This is a genomic window from Bradyrhizobium sp. CIAT3101 (genome assembly GCF_029714945.1).
Lineage (GTDB): Bacteria > Pseudomonadota > Alphaproteobacteria > Rhizobiales > Xanthobacteraceae > Bradyrhizobium.
In genome coordinates this window covers 2,130,473-2,147,192 of sequence record NZ_CP121634.1, presented here as the reverse complement: position 1 = coordinate 2,147,192, position 16,720 = coordinate 2,130,473, and the positions used below count along the sequence as shown (strand labels likewise).

The window sequence follows — 16,720 nt, the reverse complement described above, 5'->3', positions numbered from 1 at the left end:
GCGATTCTCGGTCGAGGCCTGAGCATTGAGCGACCAAGCTTGCACGACGCTTATGCATCATTGCACGATGACTTCAGCCTGCAGCGCGCCGGCCGTCTTGATCGCCTGGAGGATCGCGATGATGCCGGACGGCTTCAGTCCGATCTGGTTCAGCCCGCGCACGAGGCGCTGCAGGTCGACACCGCTCAGGATCGCCACCTGCGATCCGGCCTCGTTGGCCTCGACCACGGTCTGCGGCACCACGACCGTCTGGCCTTGCGAGAACGGCGCCGGCTGCGACACCACGGGCAGCTCGGTGACACGGACCGTCAAATTTCCATGGGTGACGGCGACGGTGGAGATCCGCACGTCGCGTCCGATCACCACCGTGCCGGTGCGTTCGTTGATCACCACCCGCGCCGGCGTGTCCGGTTCGACGGTGAGCTCACCGATCTCGGCGAGGAAGCGCACCGGACCGACATAGCGCGGCTTGGACAGCACGATCGTCCGGTAGTCGCGCTCGAAGGCGATCTGGGCGCGATAGCGGCCGCCGGCATAGCGATTGACGGCGTCCAGGATCCGCGTCGCGGTGACGAAGTCGGGGTTCTTCAGCTCCAGCACCAGGTACTCCATCTCGTGGAGGCTTCCCTGGACCTCGCGCTCGACCAGCGCGCCGTTCGGAATGCGGCCCGCCGTCGGCGTGCCCTGGCTGACATTCTGGGCCTGGCCCCCGACGCTGTAACCGGCGACCGTGACCGCGCCTTGCGCCACTGCGTAGACCGCTCCGTCGGCAGCGCGCAGCGACGTCATCACCAGCGTGCCGCCCAGCAGCGACGTCGCATCGCCGAGCGAGGACACCGTCACGTCCATCCGTTCGCCGGCGCCGATCGACGGCAGCAGGTCGGCGGTCACCATCACGGCGGCAACGTTGCGCGTGCGCAGCGTCGTCGGCCGCGACGAGTTGTTCGTGCTGGTGGTCTCGTTCCGGACATTGATGCCCATGTTTTCGAGCATCGACTGCAGCGATTGTTCCGTGAACGGCGCGTTGCGCAGGGTGTCGCCGGTGCCGTTGAGGCCGATGACGAGGCCATAGCCCACGATCTGGTTTTCGCGCAGACCCTTGATGTCCGCGATGTCCTTGATGCGGACGGCGGCCTGGGCACTGGCGGCGGAAACGATGAGGAGAAGCGCGATCAGGAATCTGGTCATGACCCGTCCGCGACCTTGACGGTGCCGTCCGGCTGGACGATGGCCCGGATCATCACGCCCGTGTCGGTGTTCCGCACGGTGATCAGCGATCCCGGCGCACCGGACTGCATGGCCGCGCCGTAGGTCACGATCGACAGACCGGAGTCTTCGACCACGACCTTGACCATGGCGCCACGGGCGATGGTCCAGGGATCCTCCACCGAATTGGTGGGGATCGGCTGGCCGGGCAGCAGCGCCCGCCGCGCCATGCGGCCGACGAGCACCTGACGCCCTTCGATGAACATGGCGACGCCGAGCACGTTCGGCGCAAAGGTACGGTCGGTGATCATGTCTTCCCTGATCAGCTCGCCGGCGCGGATCGCTACGGCCGGCACCGGAAGCCGCTTCTCGTCTGCGGCGGCGAGCCGCGCGGAGACGAGAACCAGCAGCGCGGCGGCCAACCCGCGCGCGATCAGGCCCACCCTGTTCAACATGGACACACCGGAACTAGCGACTGAGATTCTTCGATACCGTCTGCGCCATCTCATCCGACGCCTGGATGACCTTGGCGTTCATCTCGTAGGCGCGCTGCGCCGAGATCAACTCGGTGATTTCCTTGACCGGGTCGACGTTCGAGGCCTCGAGATATTGCTGGTTGATCTTGCCGTAGCCGGCATCGCCGGGGAGACCAACGACCGGCGCTCCCGATGCGGTGGTCTCGCGATAGAGATTGCTGCCCAGCGGCTCGAGGCCTGCCTCGTTGGCAAAGTTTGCGAGGTTGAGCTGGCCGATTTGCCGTGGATTGACTTCCGTATCGAGCTTGGCGAACACTTGGCCGGTCTGGTTGACGGTGACCTGCACCGTTCCCTGCGGCACCGTGATGTTGGGATCCAGCAGGTAGCCGTCCATCGTCACCAACTGGCCGGTGGCGTTGGTGTTGAACGAACCCGCGCGGGTGTACTGCACCTCGTTGTTCGGGCCGAGCACCTGAAACCAGCCGCGGCCGTTGATCGCGAGATCATAAGGGTTGCCGGTCTGAGTCAGCGCGCCCTGGATGTGCAGCTTGCGGATTGCGGCCGACTTGACGCCGAGGCCGAGATTGGCACCTTCCGGGATCGGCGAGGCACCGTTGACGTTCGCGACACCCTGCATGCGATCCATCTGGTAGAACAGATCGGTGAATTCCGCACGTGCACGCTTGAACGACGTGGTGTTGATGTTGGCGATGTTGTTCGCGATGACTTCGATATTGGTCTGCTGGGCATTCATGCCCGTAGCCGCGATGGCGAGCGATTTCACAGCGTCATTCCTTCAGATCAAATCGACATACGAACGACTTCTTGGTAGGCCTGCACGACCTTGTCGCGGACCGCGACCGCGGTCTGCAGGGCCTGTTCGGCCGACATCAGCGCCTCGACGACTTTCCGCGTCGATTCCTTGCCCTGCATCGCCGAGATCGACGCACTCTCGCCGGCCTTCAGCGTGCCGATCGCGTCCGTCGTCACCTGCTTCATGACGGAATCGAACCCGACGTCGTCGCCCGCCTGAACCGGTGACGTCGCACCGGGCGCAATGGTCTGCGTTTCGGTGATCCGGGATGCAACCGCCTGCCCTGCGCCAATCGCAGTGGATGAAATCGCTTCTAGCATTGTCAGCTCCTCAGAAGGTCGATGCTCATGCCGAGCATCGATCTCACCTGCTTCACGACCTGGAGATTGGCTTCGTAGGACCGGTTGACTTCCCGCATATCCGCCATCTCGATCATCATGTTGACGTTGGGCATCTTGACGTAACCGGCCTTGTCGGCCGCGGGATGTCCCGGATCGTACTCGACGCGATAGGGCGTGGTGTCGACCCCGATCTCCTTGACCTTCGCCAGCTGCGTGCCCGAAGCACGATCCATCGCGGCGTCGAATGTAATCGTCTTGCGCTGATACGGGTCGGCACCGGCGGTGCGCCCCGTCGAGCTGGCATTCGCGAGATTTTCCGAGACAACCCGCATGCGCGTCGACTGCGCTTCGAGCCCGGAGCTTGCGACCGTCAATGAAGCCGATAGGGCGTCCAGCATATCAATTCACCTCAGGTCTTCGCGCTGGCCAGAACCATGCGGTTGAAGGACCGCACGATCGCCGAGTTCATCGAATAGTCGCGATTGACGTCGTTGCCCTTGATCATCTCCTGCTCGAGGCTGACCGAGTTGCCGGAGTGGACGACGTCCCAGCTATCCTTCTTCGCGGTTGCCCGCGTATCGGTTTCGGCCGGGGAAAGCTGCATATGCGTGGGCGACGTCGTCGCAAGCCTGACCGGCATCGCGTCGAGCACCTTGTTGAATGGCTCGACGTCGCGCGCCTTGAAGCCCGGCGTATTGGCGTTGGCGACGTTGGTGGCGATGGTCGACTGGCGGAGTTCGAGGTAACGCGCCTGCGACGATGCGAGTTCGAAAAGATAAAGCGGTCCCACGACGGCCCCATTATGATTCATTGGAAAGAACCCTAGGGCGTTAAGCTTTCGTCAAGCTGTTGGGCGAACCACCATCCTCGTAAATCTACTGAACCTTCTCGGGCCGAGGCGTCTGCTTCGACTGCAGGAAGTAGATGATCTCGGCAACCGGGCGGAAGAATTCCGCAGGGATGACCTGGTCGACCTGCACCGCCTCGTAGAGCGCGCGTGCGAGAGCCTTGTTCTCGATCACCGGGATCCTGTTCTGCTCGGCGGCCTCGCGGATCTTCAGCGCAATCACGTCCATGCCCTTGGCCACGACCAGCGGCGCCGGGTTCTCGTCGCGATTGTAGCGCAATGCGATCGCAAAGTGCGTCGGGTTCGCAATCACCAGCGTCGCACGCGGCACGGCGGCGATCATGCGCTGGCGCGAGCGGTCGCGCGCGAGCGAGCGCAGGCGCGCCTTGATCAGCGGATCGCCCTCGGACTGCTTGTGCTCGTCCTTGATTTCCTGCTTGGTCATGCGCAGCTCGCGCCGCCAGCGAAAGCGCGCCCAGGCGAGATCGATCGCAACCAGAACGATCGTCGCGATGCAGATCGCCGACACGATCCGCATCGCGATGGTGAGGATCATCTCCGGCAACGCGACAGGATCGGTGTACATCGCCTCGAACGCCCTCGCCTCCGACGATCGCAGCACGAAGCAGACGACCGCGGTCACCGAGGCGAGCTTGAACATCGACTTGGCGAACTCGACGAGGCCCTGTGTTCCGAAAATGCGGCTCCAGCCGGTGGCCGGGGAGATCCGGGAGACGTCGGGCAGGATGCGCTGCAGCACCAGCCGCGGCGCATTCTGCAGCAGCGAGGCGGCGAGCCCGAACACCGCGATGATCACGACCAGCGGCACCAGGAATCGCAGCGCCTCGAGGCCCACCACCGTGAGAAGATTCAGTGCGTCGGCCGCAGTGCTGAGCGGGAAGCCGTCGGGTTCGTCGATGAAGCTCTTCAAGGTCGGCGTCAGCCGCTGCACGCCCTGGCCGATCAGGAACGCCTGAATCACCATCAGCGCGGCCATGGTCGCAAACATGGATGCCTCCCGAGAGACCGGAATATTGCCCTGTTCGAGCGCATCGCGGACTTTCTTCTCGGTCGGCTCTTCTGTTTTGCTCTCCTGATCGGATGACTCTGCCATGCCTGCTCAGCGGTCAGCGGAAGACCAGCTCATCCTCCTGGTCGGGATTGAGCTCGATCTCACCCTTCTCGGCGAGGTCGAGGGCGAGATCGGTGATGACGCGGCGCGCCTCCAGCACATCGCGCTGGTTCGACGGCTCGCCAATGGCCAGCTCGTGCTCGACGACGCGGCGGACACGCGAGGCGACAGCAGACAGGATCAGCTCGCGGAAGTGCTTGTCGGTGCCCTTCAGCGCGACGACGATACGGTCGGTCGGCACCTGGTCGAAGATCATGGTGCGCGCCTTCGGCGCCAGGTTGATGACGTCGTCGAAGGTGAACAGCAGTTCCTTCAGCACTTCGGCCGACTTCGGCCGCTTCTCCGACAGGCTCTTCAGCATGTCCTCGATGTGGCCGCGCTCCATCTTGTTGATGATGTCGGCGACGCGGGCGTAGGTGTCGGCACCGAGATTGCGGGCGAAATTGAGCGTTAGATCTTCGTGCAGCGTCTTCTCGAGGACCTTCAGCGCGTCGTCGACGATGGGCTTGAGGCTGAGCACGCGCCGCATCAGTTCGTTGCGCAGGCTCGACGGCAACTGGCTCATCACCTTGGCGGCGCAGGACGGCTTGACCTTGGACAGGATCAGCGCCGCGGTCTGCGGATGTTCCTTGGAGAGGTAGGTCGCAAGCGAGTTTTCCGACACCGACGAGACGCGGTCCCATACCGACCGGCTCGAATTGCCGAGCAGGTCCGACATGATCGCCGTGACCTGGTCGGCGGGAAGCACGTCGCCGAGCACGGCTTCGAGGCCGCCGAGGGTGCCGAGAATGTTCGCGCCCATCGAGAATTGCTGGGCGAACTCCTCGACGATCGACTCGAGCTCCTGCGCCGTGATCGGCCGCAGCTCAGCCGCGGCCTTGGTGACGATGCGGATGTCCTGCGGCTCGAACTGCGCGAGCACGCTCGCAGCCGCCTGCCGGCCCATGGCCAGCAGGAGCGCCGCGACCTTTTCCGTTCCGCCCAGCGTGGCAACGCCTCGCTGCTTGATGGGAGCGATGCCGACCTGTGCCGCCATGTTCAGGAATCACTCTGCCCCAGCGGGCCGACGATCTCGGTCAGCGACACACCGAAGCGCGAATTGTCCTCTTCGACGACGACCACCTCGCCGCGGGCGACGACGCGGCCGTTGACCACGACGTCGACGGGCTCGCCAACGCGGTGATCCAGCGGAACGACGGCGCCGCGGCCGAGCTTCATCAGGTTCGCCACCGGGATGGTCGCCGATCCCAGCACCACCTGCATGGTGACGGGAATGCGCAGGATGGCATCGACATTGGCGAACTTGCCGGTCTCCTCCGCGGTGCGCGCGGCGATCTCCGCCAGCCGCTCCAGCGGGGTCGTCTCGGCATCGTCGGATGCGGTTGCTGACTCGTAGTCGAAGGATTGCGCCATTTGGTATCGCCTCTTGGTATTTCCGCTCCCGGAGCGCCGCGACGTTCCGATCTATCCGTTCAGCCGGTCCCGGCCCTAATGCTTGTTGACCTCGGTGCCGCCTGCGGTCGCAGCGGGCTGGAGCCCGGTCCGCGCATCGAGCGCCGCAATCGCCTCGTGAGCCTGGTCGATCTTCGTGCTCAGCACGTTGGCGAGCCGGCCGAGATTTGCCGTGGAATCATGCGCCGCGGTGATCACCGTATCGAAGGCGCCTGCGGTCTCGTGCACGATGGTCGAGAACTCGCCCTGGTAGTTGCGCAGCCGTGCCAGCTCGCGGTGCATCCGGGTCACCCGCATGCTGGTGAAGGCCAGCGCAATCAGCAGAACGGCATCAACGAGATAGGATATCATCGACGAACTCCCGCTTCTGATCGACGGGATCTGCCACCTGCATGGCGTAGTAGCCATCAAGTTGGCCGATCTGGCACCAGAACAGCACCTGGTTGTTGCTCTCGAGCCGCGCCAGCGTGCGCGGCGTGGCTTCGAGCTCGAGCACCTGTCCGACCTTGAACTTCACGACGTCCTCGAGGGATATCATCTTCTCGTCGAGCACTGCGCTCAGCGTCACCTCGGTGCGATGAACCTCGCTCTCCATCTGCTCGCGCCAGCGTGGATCGGCCGCGCCGCCTTCGCTGACGACGACGTGAGCGAGCTTCTGCCTGAGCGGGTTGAGCGCCGAGTGTGGAATGATCAGGAACATCTGACCGCCGCGATAGAGCGCCTGCAGCATGATGTTCGCGCAGATCGACATGTTGCCGCCACGCCCGATCGCCAGCGAGGCCATCGCGGTCTCGACCCGCTCGACGCGGAAGGTGACGTTGGAGGTGCCGGCGAAGGCGGTTTGCAGCGCCTTGGCAAACCGCTCGAACAGCGCCTGGACCAGGCGGATCTCGATGTTCGAGAAGGTGCGTTCGACGTCCAGCGGCGGCTCGGCGCCGTCGGAACCGAACATCGCCTCGACCATGGTGAAGACGAAATCGCGGTCGAGCACGATGATGACGCGGGAGTCCCACTGCTCGGCATAGAGCACGGCGGCGACCGCGTTGCCTTCATAGTCCTTGATGATATCGCCGACGCGATCGTTGGTGATGCCGTTGACCGAGAAGTAGCAGGGCGTTCCTGCCATCGGCTGCAGGCTGTCCGTGCACGATGCTGCCATGCGATCGAAGATCACATTGAGCATCGGCATGCGCTCGATCGAGATGCCGGCCGCGTCCAGCAAATAGTTCGGCAGCTGCTTCCGCTGATCGATCTCGACGTCTTCCATCGTCATGCGCGCGCCGCCTTGGGTTCAGCCTCGGTCACGACGGCCTTGGGACCTGCGATCGTCTCGTTCTCGACGACATCGATCGACGGCCGCTCACCGCTCGCAATCATCTTGCGGCCGTGCTCGACGGCGATCTGCGGCATGGCGCCGTTCATGAACGCCAGCAGCGTCTGCTTGACGATGATGTAGGGCCGGCACTTCTTCTCGCGCGTCATTTTGATCTTCAGCGCGAATGGCGAAATGATGCCGTAGGACAGGAAGATGCCGGCGAATGTACCGACCAGCGCCGCGCCGATGAAGCCGCCGAGCAGCTTCGGCGACTGATCGAGCGCGCCCATGGCCTTGATGACGCCGAGCACGGCGGCGACGATACCGAGTGCGGGCAGCGCCTCCGACACCGTCACCAGCGCGTGGTAGGGCGTCAGCTTGCTCTTTACGATGGTGTGGATTTCCTCATCCATCAGCGCTTCGATCTCGTGCGTGCGCGCGTTGCCCATGATGATGAGGCGGACATAGTCGCAGATGAACTGGAGCAGCGCCGGATCCCCGAGCACGCTCGGAAACGCCTTGAATATCTCCGAGGAAGAGGGATCGTCGATATGCGCCTCGACCTCGTTGCGGCCCTTGCCGCGCAGCTCGCGCATCAGCGCATGAAGCGCCCCGAGCAGGTCGAGATAATAGCGCTCACCCGGCACCGCGCCGGTGATGGCCTGCATGCAGGCAACCCCGGTGTCCGTGACCGTCTTCCACGGATTGGCCACGATGAAGGTGCCGACCGCGGTCCCCATGATGATCACGAATTCCCACGGCTGCATGAGCACGGCCAGATGCCCGCCCATAGCGGCAAATCCGCCGAGCAGTGCCGCCACCGTGATGAAAATCCCCACGAAACTGAGCAACCCGCCACTCCATCGCCGATCCCATCGGGAATATCTAGTCGGCCACGCTTGCGCGAAGCTGGTTTCGGCCTGGCCAGCCCCGCGCAAGCAATGCACGGCAGCTTGAGACGATGTCGCAATAGCGGCCAAAGGGGCGCGTGCCATGCTATCCACGATCGCGGACTACACCAGGCTGACCACGGACATGAGCAAGTCGCTGACTCAGGTCGAGCAGCAACCCGACGTCAGCCGCGATACCGCCTACTACCTGGCCAATATCGGCAACGTGAAGAGCATCGACGATTTCCTCAATAACTATAAGCTCTACTCGTACGCGATGAAGGCCTTTGGCCTCGACGACATGATCTACGCCAAGGCCTTCATGCGGAAAGTGCTGACCGAGGGCGTTGCGACCTCGGACACCTTCGCCAACAAGCTGAGCGACAGCCGCTACCGGGACTTCGCCACCGCCTTCAATTTCGCGGCGCTCGGCGCCAATGCGACGCAGGCTACCGCGGCCACGACCAACGTGACCAGCCAGTACGCGACCCAGACGTTGGAGGAAGACGCCGGCGACCAGAACGAGGGTCTGCGGCTCGCGCTCTATTTCACGCGCAAGGCCTCCTCGATCACCAGCCCCTACCAGATCCTCGCCGACAAGGCCCTGACCCAGGTGGTGCAGACCGCAGAGGGCTGGTCGTCGACGATTTCTTCGTCCGACATCGACATGCAGGCCAAGATGATCACGGACAAGATCGATCTGACCGATTTCCAGGACCCGACCAAGGTCACGAAATTCGTGCAGCGCTTCGCCGCAATGTGGGACGCGACCCAGGCCCAGAGCGACACCTCGACCAACCCCGCGCTGGTCCTGATCACCGGCGCGTCGACGACGTCGGCCGGCCTGGATACCGACATGCTCACGACGCTTCAGAACATCAGGTTCAACAGGTAAGCCATGCAATCGGCTCTTTATGTGGGATTGTCGGCGCAGGTCGCGCTCGAAAAGCGCCTCCAGACGATCGCCAACAACGTCGCCAACGTCAACACGTCCGGCTTTCGCACCGATGTGGTGAAATTCGAGACGGTGCTGTCCAAGGCCGCCGCCAACCCGGTCGCGTTCTCCTCGCCCGGCGAGAACATCATCTCGCGCGAGGCCGGCAACATCACCGAGACCGGCAACCCGCTCGACGTGGCCGTGGTCGGACAGGGCTGGATCGCCTTCGCCGGCCCCAACGGCACGGTCTATACCCGCGACGGCCGGCTCCAGATCGCCGCCAACGGCGACCTTCAGACGGTGTCGGGCTTCCCCGTCATCGATTCCGGCGGTGCGCAGATCTCGCTCGACCCGAACGGCGGGCCGGTCTCGATCTCGCGCAGCGGCGCGGTCACCCAGGACAACAACGAGATCGGCACCATCGGCCTGTTCAGCATTCCGACCGATGCCGATCTCGACCGCTACGGCAATTCCGGCGTCACGCCTGACCGTCCTGCGACCGCCATCGCCGATTTCAGCCGGGACGGCTTCAAGCAGGGCTATGTCGAGGGCTCCAGCGCTAACCCGATGATGGAATTGACAAAGCTGATGTCGGCCTCGCGCGCTTTCGACAGCACCAATTCGCTGATCGAGGGCACCGAGAGCACGCTCAGCAACGCAATCCGGACGCTGGGCGATCCGAGTAAGTAGGCTGCGCGTCGCGCGTAATTTGGGTGGACGGTTTCCTTGAACGCTCTTCGTCAACTTGAGTGGGCGCTGCTCGAACTCCAGCAGAGTACGCCGCTGGCAAGCATCAGCGGCGCGATCTCCGAGATCGCGCCGACGCATTTCCGCGTCTCCGGCCTGTCGCGCGCCGTCAAGCTCGGCGAACTGATCGGCGTCAATTCCGGCGGCAAGCCCCAGATCGGCGAGGTGGTGCGGATCGACAGCGAAGGCATCATCGCAAAACCGTTCGACCGGCAATTCGCCGGCGGACTCGGCTCGGTCGCCTATCGCATGCCGGCATTGTCGTTCGCGCCGGATCCGAGCTGGAAAGGCCGCGTCATCAACGCACTCGGCGCCCCGCTGGACGGAATGGGCCCGCTCACCCCGGGATCGCGCGCGGTCTCGGCGGAGACGGAAGCGCCGCCGGCGATGAAGCGAGCGCGCGTGCACAAGCCGCTGCGCACCGGCGTCCGCGTCATCGATCTATTTGCGCCGATCTGCGCCGGCCAGCGCGTCGGCATCTTTGCCGGCTCCGGCGTCGGCAAATCGACGTTGCTCGCAATGCTCGCCCGCAGCCAGGGCTTTGACACCGTCGTGCTGGCGCTGGTCGGCGAGCGCGGCCGCGAGGTGCGCGAATTCATCGAGGACGTGCTCGGGACCGACCGGCACCGCTCCATCACCATCGTATCAACGGGTGATGAAAGCCCGATGATGCGGCGACTGGCGCCGAAAACGGCAATGGCGGTCGCCGAATATTTCCGCGACCGCGGCGAATCGGTGCTGCTCGTGGTCGATTCGATCACCCGCTTCGCCCACGCCGCCCGCGAGGTCGCGCTTGCAGCCGGCGAGCCCGCGGTGGCACGCGGCTATGCCCCGACGGTGTTCACCGATCTGCCGCGCCTGCTGGAGCGCGCCGGGCCCGGCGAGGAGGGCTCCGGGACCATCACCGGCATCTTCTCCGTGCTGGTCGACGGCGACGACCACAACGAGCCGATCGCCGACACCATCCGCAGCACACTGGACGGGCACATCGTGCTCTCCAGGCACATTGCCGACCAGGCGCGCTATCCCGCCGTGGACGTGCTGGCCTCGGTCTCCCGCCTCGCCCACAACGTCTGGGACCCGGAGGAGCGCGAATTGGTGAGCAAATTGCGCACCCTGATCGCCAAATACGAGGATACCCGCGACCTTCGCCTGATGGGCGGATACCAGTCGGGACGTGATTCGGGGCTCGACCAGGCAGTCGACATGGTCCCGCGGATCTACAACGCCATGCGACAAGACGCCTCTGCTCCGCCGAGCGCCGATCCGTTCCGCGAGCTCAGGGACATGCTCAAGGGCGACTAGCGGCGCAAGCTGCCGGCCAGCCGCGCCACCCGCGACCGCGTACCCTGCCCTCGATGCGCGCATGTCGTGGCACAAACTGCATAGGCGTTTGTTCGCCAGCAATGTTCGCCGCGCGAATCTCAACCATTTGGATGAGACGGTCAGCATGGTCGTGGAAAACGACACGCGGATGATGCTCAGGGCATAACACCACAACAACCGCCACGTGCAATCCCCGCAAGTTCCCCTGATGCCGTCCAGGCTAGACCAGAAGCAGATCGCGGAAGTTGTGGATGATTTTCATGTTGCGCGGCGCCTACGGTGCACAAGCTTCGATCATCTTGCTTCAACGACGGACAGCAATATCAGTGCAATCAAACGCGCGTAGAACTACGTGCATCTAGCCGGCTAGACTGCACATGCGTTCACCATCATGTGTTCTGAAGAGCGAGATTGTCTTGAACGTTACATTCGTCTGCAACGACATCCGCTCTCCACGAGTGTCTCTACTTGATTTTGTTGAGAAGCTCATTCATCGTTTCGGTGGGCCATAAGAAACGTCTGCGTGTGACTTGAACTCAGGGGCTTCGGTTGTACAACTCCGATCCATCGTCCAGCGGTGACGGCAGCTCGGGCTTGCGTTCGACGACTCTGCGGTTGGCATGCCATCGGCAGCAGCGTTTCTCGCGCGGTGTCCTGCGACGCTCATCAGTCCAAGTCATGTGCCGTGCACTCCAGGGCTTCGCGCTGAAGCCGGCTACGACGCACGTATCGGACATTGATGGGCATCATGACTCTCGCGAGACATTCGTGCGCCATGGTGGAAAGCGGCTTCGGGGCGCCGCACACGCGATTCCCGGGGCGAGGTAGGAATTTATGCCGTTGGCACGCGAAGCCGTCGAGCTGCTGGTTCAGGCGGCCAGGGCCTGGTATTTCGAAGGCAATCAACACGGGTTGCGCGATCGGGAATGGATGGCGCTGCGCTTTCTCGGCCGCGCCAACCGCTTCTCGCGCACACCGTCCGCGCTCGCCGGCTTCATCGGTGCGACCCGGGCGACCGCATCGCAGATCGTCAAGACGCTGGAGAGCAAATCCTTCCTGGTGCGAAAGCCGTCGCAGGAAGACAAGCGTTCTGTCGTGCTGCACGTCACCGCGCAGGGTGAGAAGTGCCTGAGCCAGCACGACCCGATCAATCACGTCGTCAATGCCGTCAGGGCCCTCGAGACCGACGATCGTGTCCATCTGCGCGACTCGCTCCGCGAGGTTCTCAATCATCTCGACGCAGCCCATCAGCGGCTCGATGCCAGCGTCTGCCGCGATTGCATGTTCCTGGCCGAGCGTAGCCCCAGCACGGGCAAGGGACGCGCCACCGCCGAATTCATGTGCCGGCTGTATCGCGCGCCCGTCTCGCTCGAGGAGACGGAGCTGCTCTGCACCAGCTTCGAGCGCACCCGTGATCGCCCCAAGATCGAGGAGCATCTCGATCGCGCGCGCGTGGCAAGCCAGAGTTGAAGCAGCCGCGCGCGGCGTTTGTCCAACACACGGTTCAGTTCGTAGGATGGGTAGAGCGAAGCGAAACCCATCGCTGTTCGTCCTCGCGGAGCCATGATGGGTTTCGCAAGTGCTCTACACATCCTACTGTCCCTTCAACTGCAGACACACCTTCGCACCCTCGCGGCTTAATTCGCCCGAGCTTTGCCTGGTCTCGCCACCCTCTTTGTCCAAGAGGGCGCAGGGAAGGCCGGGTGCTGACCTCGCACCCGCGGTCCGCTGCGCGAAAATGTAGCGCAGAGAAAACCGCACAGCAGCATACAGGTGGTGCCAATCACTCGGCCTTCCCTGCGCGATGGGTTGACGGCTTATGCCGTGCTCTCCCGGGAGCCGAATTCCTTCTGGCCTCCCTCGCCTCGCGAATTAGCGATGTGGTTGATCCGGTTGGACGCTCCACACCTCCGCGACAGGCTTGACCGTAGCGACGACGGCCAGGACCACACGGTTTTGCCGTACGCGCGTTCGCCTGGTGCCACAGGGTCTTGCGGCAGTGTGCACACGCGCCGCAAGAATGTTGGCGAGACGAACCTGACAGCGCCGCTCATCCACGCGCGGTTTCGGGCTCACAGGGACTACCCGCCCTGCCCGCACCTCTCGCGCCGACGCTGCCGCGTCCACCGCAAGCCCGGCTCGCAATCAGTGACGACGTACGATCGCCCCTCCAGGTCGAGCCGGGATGGGCGACACATACGCCATTTCCGAATTTCGGTAAAGTGGAATATTTTCGCCGGCGCCGATTGACAGCTTTCGCAGGTGTTTTGCCCGTCGGGCGCCGGTGAACGGCGCGCGCCGTTACTGCGCGCCCGATCCGCCCTGCACGATCTTCTCGTTCAGCTTCTGGTCGACGGTGTCGACCGTACGGTCGATCTCGGCATTGGGCGCGCCGATCTGATGCGAGATCAGTTTCACCAGAAGATCGACGCGCTCGATGAAGGGTGCGCCGCCGGCCACAGCCCGCGCCGCCGACGACGGCTTGAGCAGGCTTTCGGCCGCCTTGGCGTATTTCGCAAAGGGCACCTGGTCCTGCGGATCGGCGCCGAGGCGGCGGGCGATGGCGTCGACATGGTCGTAGATCGTCTGCGAGCGCGCGAGGTCGCCATGCACGGCGTCGCGGATCGACTGCGGCTCGTTTGGCGTGATGCAGCGGTAGTTGCCGGTAAGCAGCATCGACCACTTGGCCAGCGGCACGAACAGCGACTCGAACACTTTCAGCTTCACCGGCACGTCATGGCCGTCGAGCGTCACTGCATCGATGTCGGCCTCGAGTTCGCGCAGCACCTTGTTGTGCTTGTCGTCGGCAAAGGCCGAGGCCTTGAAGTTCGTGGGCAGGCCGACATGCAGCACGTTGGCCGCTTCCTCCGGCGGACGGAAGGCCTGCGGATCGGGCGAACACAGCGTCACCAACCCCGGCTCGAAGCGTTCCCATACCTGCGCATTGGTGTAGGCCTCCTCGAGATCCATGTCGGCGAGCGCCGGAATGCGCTTGAGATAAGGCAGCGGCGGCATGTTCATGATCGACAGGCACGGCAGCTTCGCCGCGGCGATCTTGACCATCAGCATGCGGACCGTGTGGTTGGTGTATTGCGGCTCCTGCATCGCCAGGCCGACAAGGTCATAGCGGGAGACGTCGACATTCTGCGGCGTCACCGCGTCGAGCTTGCCGGGCAGGTCGCGCGAGAAGATCGCGCGGTGCACCGCCTCGTCACGCAGCTTGATGCGCACCTCGGTACCGTCGCGGTTGATCAGTTCCGCGGTCTTGGCACGGCAGACCAGGGTCACGTTGTGCCCGGCCATCAAGAGCTTGGTACCCAGCAGGGAGCCGTAGGAAGCACCCAGAATCAGAACGTTACGCGCCATGTTCGTCCCCTCGATATCTTGTGTGATTTTTTGAGCCCCGGCCGTTGCCCGCGGGTGCGTTGCAGCATCTAAGGCAAACTGGCCGGGAATGGCAACTGGGATAATGCATACAAGGATACGCCGGATATTCCGCCTCGTGGACGGAACCACCAACTTGGTTGTCGACGCGATTGCGATTTTACCGAATTCCGGCGTCATCGCGGACCTCGCCCGCGGAACGGCCCGCAGTTCTACGGCTTTCGAATCCCAGTTGAAAATCCACCGTGGGCAACACGGCGCGATTCGCCGTGTTTCGCTCGACGCATCCCGATCCGATTGATAAGCCCCTGTCCGCGAATGGAAGGGCCTGAGTCGGGATGACGGTTGCGATCGAGATGGGGTTGACCACGGCGGGCGCCGCGGCGGCCATGGACCTCGAGGAACTCTTGGCGACCCGCCTCCTGGTGCAGGGCAATTCCGGCTCCGGCAAGTCGCATCTGTTGCGGCGCCTGCTCGAGCAGAGCGCGCCATGGGTGCAGCAGACGATCATCGATCCCGAAGGCGATTTCGTCACGTTGGCCGAGCGCTTCGGCCACCTGGTGATCGAGGCCGAGGATCACACTGAGCGCGGCCTTCAGGTTGCCGGTGAACGCGCCCGGCTGCATCGGGTCTCGACCGTGCTTAATCTCGAAGGGCTGGACGCCGAGAACCAGATGCGGCGCGCGGCCGCGTTCCTCGGCGGCTTGTTCGACGTGGAGCGCGACCATTGGTATCCGATGCTGGTGGTGGTCGACGAGGCGCAGCTGTTTGCACCGGCGGTCGCCGGCGAGGTGTCGGACGAGGCGCGAAAACTCTCGCTCAGCGCCATGACCAATCTGATGTGCCGCGGCCGCAAGCGCGGGCTCGCCGGCATTATCGCGACGCAACGTTTGGCAAAGCTCGCCAAGAACGTCGCGGCCGAAGCCTCGAACTTCCTGATGGGCCGCACCTTCCTCGACATCGACATGGCGCGCGCCGCCGATCTGCTCGGCATGGAGCGGCGGCAGGCGGAAGCCTTTCGCGATCTCGAGCGCGGGCAGTTCATGGCGCTCGGACCTGCGCTGTCGCGGCGTCCGTTGCGGCTGAACATCGGCCCGACCGACACCTCCCCACGCAATTCGACGCCGCGGCTGATGCCGCTGCCCGAAGCGACGCTGGAGGATGCCCGCGCCGTGATCCTGGCCGCGCCGCCGCCGGATGCCAGCCGGCCGCAGCGCCGGCCTGCGCCTGACCTGCTCGAGCAACTCCGTGCCGCCAAGGCCGCGGCGCCCGAGGTCAGCCCCGACGTGGTCGAGGAACCGATCAGTGCCGAAGAGCTCGCGGAACGGCGCGAGCGCGTGGATCGGACGTTGCGCGCCGTGCTGGCCGCGCCCGATGCCGGCTTCCGCGCCATCGGCGTGCTCTATCAGGAATTCGTGGTCCGCTGCCGCATCGAAGGCCTCGGCGCGTCGGTGCCTGATCTCACCGAATTCCGCCGCATGCTGACGCATGCACGCGCAGGCCTCGGCACTGAGATCGCCGATGACGACGCCTGGCAGGAGGTGACGTTGCGCGCCTCGATCCTGCCTGACGACATGCAGGGCGTGTTCATGATGATCGCGCGGGCCGCCAAGGAAGGCTGGCCCTGCCCCGGCGACGCCGCGATCGCACGCGCTTACGGCTCACATTCGCTGCGCCGGGCCCAGCGCCTGCTCGGCTATATGGAGGAGCAAGGCCTGATCGTCGTCCAGCTCGACGGCGGCGGACGCAGGTTCGTGACGCTGGTCGAGCTCGCGTGGGCGACGGCGCCGGGTGATCCGAATGGCGACGATCAGCCGGCGGAGCAGATGCCGAGCGCTGCGTCGGCTTAGCCT

At 64.2% G+C, this 16,720-nt stretch carries 18 protein-coding genes; 5 read left to right on the top strand and 13 right to left on the bottom strand.

The features are described from left to right. Positions 1-57 precede the first annotated feature (57 nt). The 12 genes from flgI to motA all read right to left on the bottom strand — a co-directional run bounded on the left by flgI (position 58) and on the right by motA (position 8,434). The gene (gene flgI / locus QA645_RS10025; RefSeq protein WP_254133686.1) at positions 58-1,188 is read right to left on the bottom strand and encodes a flagellar basal body P-ring protein FlgI; all 1,131 of its coding nucleotides are present in this window, start codon (positions 1,186-1,188) and stop codon (positions 58-60) included. After that, positions 1,185-1,661 (bottom strand): flagellar basal body P-ring formation chaperone FlgA, encoded by a 477-nt coding sequence (gene flgA / locus QA645_RS10020; protein WP_254133687.1) that lies wholly within the window; start codon positions 1,659-1,661, stop codon positions 1,185-1,187. Before flgA ends, flgI begins: the two co-directional genes overlap by 4 nt. 13 nt (positions 1,662-1,674) lie before the next feature. Next, positions 1,675-2,466: a flagellar basal-body rod protein FlgG gene (flgG, locus tag QA645_RS10015; protein WP_254133688.1), complete on the bottom strand. Its 792-nt coding sequence runs from the start codon at positions 2,464-2,466 to the stop codon at positions 1,675-1,677. Between the two features lie 17 nt (positions 2,467-2,483). Continuing rightward, on the bottom strand, positions 2,484-2,816 hold the full coding sequence (locus tag QA645_RS10010) for a flagellar hook-basal body complex protein FliE (protein ID WP_254133689.1): 333 nt from the start codon (positions 2,814-2,816) through the stop codon (positions 2,484-2,486). 2 nt (positions 2,817-2,818) lie between these two features. Further along, positions 2,819-3,235 (bottom strand): flagellar basal body rod protein FlgC, encoded by a 417-nt coding sequence (flgC, locus tag QA645_RS10005; protein WP_254133690.1) that lies wholly within the window; start codon positions 3,233-3,235, stop codon positions 2,819-2,821. 11 nt (positions 3,236-3,246) lie between these two features. Continuing rightward, complete coding sequence (flgB, locus tag QA645_RS10000; RefSeq protein WP_254133691.1) at positions 3,247-3,648, bottom strand: flagellar basal body rod protein FlgB; 402 nt, start codon at positions 3,646-3,648, stop codon at positions 3,247-3,249. 64 nt (positions 3,649-3,712) lie between these two features. Further along, positions 3,713-4,798, bottom strand: a complete 1,086-nt coding sequence (gene flhB, locus QA645_RS09995; protein ID WP_283049915.1) for a flagellar biosynthesis protein FlhB — start codon at positions 4,796-4,798, stop codon at positions 3,713-3,715. 13 nt (positions 4,799-4,811) lie between these two features. Next, the gene (locus tag QA645_RS09990) at positions 4,812-5,852 is read right to left on the bottom strand and encodes a flagellar motor switch protein FliG (RefSeq protein WP_254133693.1); all 1,041 of its coding nucleotides are present in this window, start codon (positions 5,850-5,852) and stop codon (positions 4,812-4,814) included. Between the two features lie 2 nt (positions 5,853-5,854). After that, positions 5,855-6,229, bottom strand: a complete 375-nt coding sequence (gene fliN, locus QA645_RS09985; protein WP_254133694.1) for a flagellar motor switch protein FliN — start codon at positions 6,227-6,229, stop codon at positions 5,855-5,857. A gap of 75 nt (positions 6,230-6,304) precedes the next feature. Further along, entirely contained in the window at positions 6,305-6,619 is a 315-nt protein-coding gene (locus QA645_RS09980) for a hypothetical protein (RefSeq protein WP_254195134.1), read from the bottom strand. Continuing rightward, positions 6,600-7,541, bottom strand: coding sequence for a FliM/FliN family flagellar motor switch protein (locus QA645_RS09975; protein ID WP_254133696.1), 942 nt, complete (start codon positions 7,539-7,541; stop codon positions 6,600-6,602). Before QA645_RS09975 ends, QA645_RS09980 begins: the two co-directional genes overlap by 20 nt. Then, positions 7,538-8,434, bottom strand: a complete 897-nt coding sequence (gene motA, locus QA645_RS09970; protein WP_254133697.1) for a flagellar motor stator protein MotA — start codon at positions 8,432-8,434, stop codon at positions 7,538-7,540. Before motA ends, QA645_RS09975 begins: the two co-directional genes overlap by 4 nt. Before the next feature lie 142 nt (positions 8,435-8,576). Between motA and QA645_RS09965 the strand changes: the two genes are divergently transcribed. The 4 genes from QA645_RS09965 to QA645_RS09950 all read left to right on the top strand — a co-directional run bounded on the left by QA645_RS09965 (position 8,577) and on the right by QA645_RS09950 (position 12,953). Continuing rightward, entirely contained in the window at positions 8,577-9,368 is a 792-nt protein-coding gene (locus QA645_RS09965; protein WP_254133698.1) for a DUF1217 domain-containing protein, read from the top strand. 3 nt (positions 9,369-9,371) lie between these two features. Continuing rightward, positions 9,372-10,100, top strand: a complete 729-nt coding sequence (gene flgF / locus QA645_RS09960) for a flagellar basal-body rod protein FlgF (RefSeq protein ID WP_283049911.1) — start codon at positions 9,372-9,374, stop codon at positions 10,098-10,100. A gap of 36 nt (positions 10,101-10,136) precedes the next feature. Then, positions 10,137-11,462, top strand: coding sequence for a flagellar protein export ATPase FliI (fliI, locus tag QA645_RS09955; RefSeq protein ID WP_254195136.1), 1,326 nt, complete (start codon positions 10,137-10,139; stop codon positions 11,460-11,462). Positions 11,463-12,317: 855 nt separating this feature from the next. Beyond that, entirely contained in the window at positions 12,318-12,953 is a 636-nt protein-coding gene (locus QA645_RS09950; protein ID WP_254133701.1) for a MarR family transcriptional regulator, read from the top strand. 831 nt (positions 12,954-13,784) lie between these two features. On the opposite strand, the gene QA645_RS09945 is transcribed toward QA645_RS09950, so the two are convergent. Further along, positions 13,785-14,849, bottom strand: a complete 1,065-nt coding sequence (locus tag QA645_RS09945; protein WP_254133702.1) for a 2-dehydropantoate 2-reductase — start codon at positions 14,847-14,849, stop codon at positions 13,785-13,787. A gap of 356 nt (positions 14,850-15,205) precedes the next feature. Between QA645_RS09945 and QA645_RS09940 the strand changes: the two genes are divergently transcribed. Next, complete coding sequence (locus QA645_RS09940; protein WP_283049907.1) at positions 15,206-16,717, top strand: ATP-binding protein; 1,512 nt, start codon at positions 15,206-15,208, stop codon at positions 16,715-16,717. Positions 16,718-16,720: the final 3 nt, after the last annotated feature.

Excerpts from the sequence above, each read along its gene's own strand:
- flgI (WP_254133686.1), bottom strand. The coding sequence starts at position 1,188 with ATGACCAGATTCCTGATCGCGCTTCTCCTCATCGTTTCCGCCGCCAGT.
- flgA (WP_254133687.1), bottom strand. The coding sequence starts at position 1,661 with ATGTTGAACAGGGTGGGCCTGATCGCGCGCGGGTTGGCCGCCGCGCTG.
- QA645_RS10010 (WP_254133689.1), bottom strand. The coding sequence starts at position 2,816 with ATGCTAGAAGCGATTTCATCCACTGCGATTGGCGCAGGGCAGGCGGTT.
- flgC (WP_254133690.1), bottom strand. The coding sequence starts at position 3,235 with ATGCTGGACGCCCTATCGGCTTCATTGACGGTCGCAAGCTCCGGGCTC.
- flgB (WP_254133691.1), bottom strand. The coding sequence starts at position 3,648 with ATGAATCATAATGGGGCCGTCGTGGGACCGCTTTATCTTTTCGAACTC.
- flhB (WP_283049915.1), bottom strand. The coding sequence starts at position 4,798 with ATGGCAGAGTCATCCGATCAGGAGAGCAAAACAGAAGAGCCGACCGAG.
- QA645_RS09990 (WP_254133693.1), bottom strand. The coding sequence starts at position 5,852 with ATGGCGGCACAGGTCGGCATCGCTCCCATCAAGCAGCGAGGCGTTGCC.
- fliN (WP_254133694.1), bottom strand. The coding sequence starts at position 6,229 with ATGGCGCAATCCTTCGACTACGAGTCAGCAACCGCATCCGACGATGCC.
- QA645_RS09980 (WP_254195134.1), bottom strand. The coding sequence starts at position 6,619 with ATGATATCCTATCTCGTTGATGCCGTTCTGCTGATTGCGCTGGCCTTC.
- QA645_RS09975 (WP_254133696.1), bottom strand. The coding sequence starts at position 7,541 with ATGACGATGGAAGACGTCGAGATCGATCAGCGGAAGCAGCTGCCGAAC.
- QA645_RS09965 (WP_254133698.1), top strand. The coding sequence starts at position 8,577 with ATGCTATCCACGATCGCGGACTACACCAGGCTGACCACGGACATGAGC.
- flgF (WP_283049911.1), top strand. The coding sequence starts at position 9,372 with ATGCAATCGGCTCTTTATGTGGGATTGTCGGCGCAGGTCGCGCTCGAA.
- QA645_RS09950 (WP_254133701.1), top strand. The coding sequence starts at position 12,318 with ATGCCGTTGGCACGCGAAGCCGTCGAGCTGCTGGTTCAGGCGGCCAGG.
- QA645_RS09945 (WP_254133702.1), bottom strand. The coding sequence starts at position 14,849 with ATGGCGCGTAACGTTCTGATTCTGGGTGCTTCCTACGGCTCCCTGCTG.
- QA645_RS09940 (WP_283049907.1), top strand. The coding sequence starts at position 15,206 with ATGACGGTTGCGATCGAGATGGGGTTGACCACGGCGGGCGCCGCGGCG.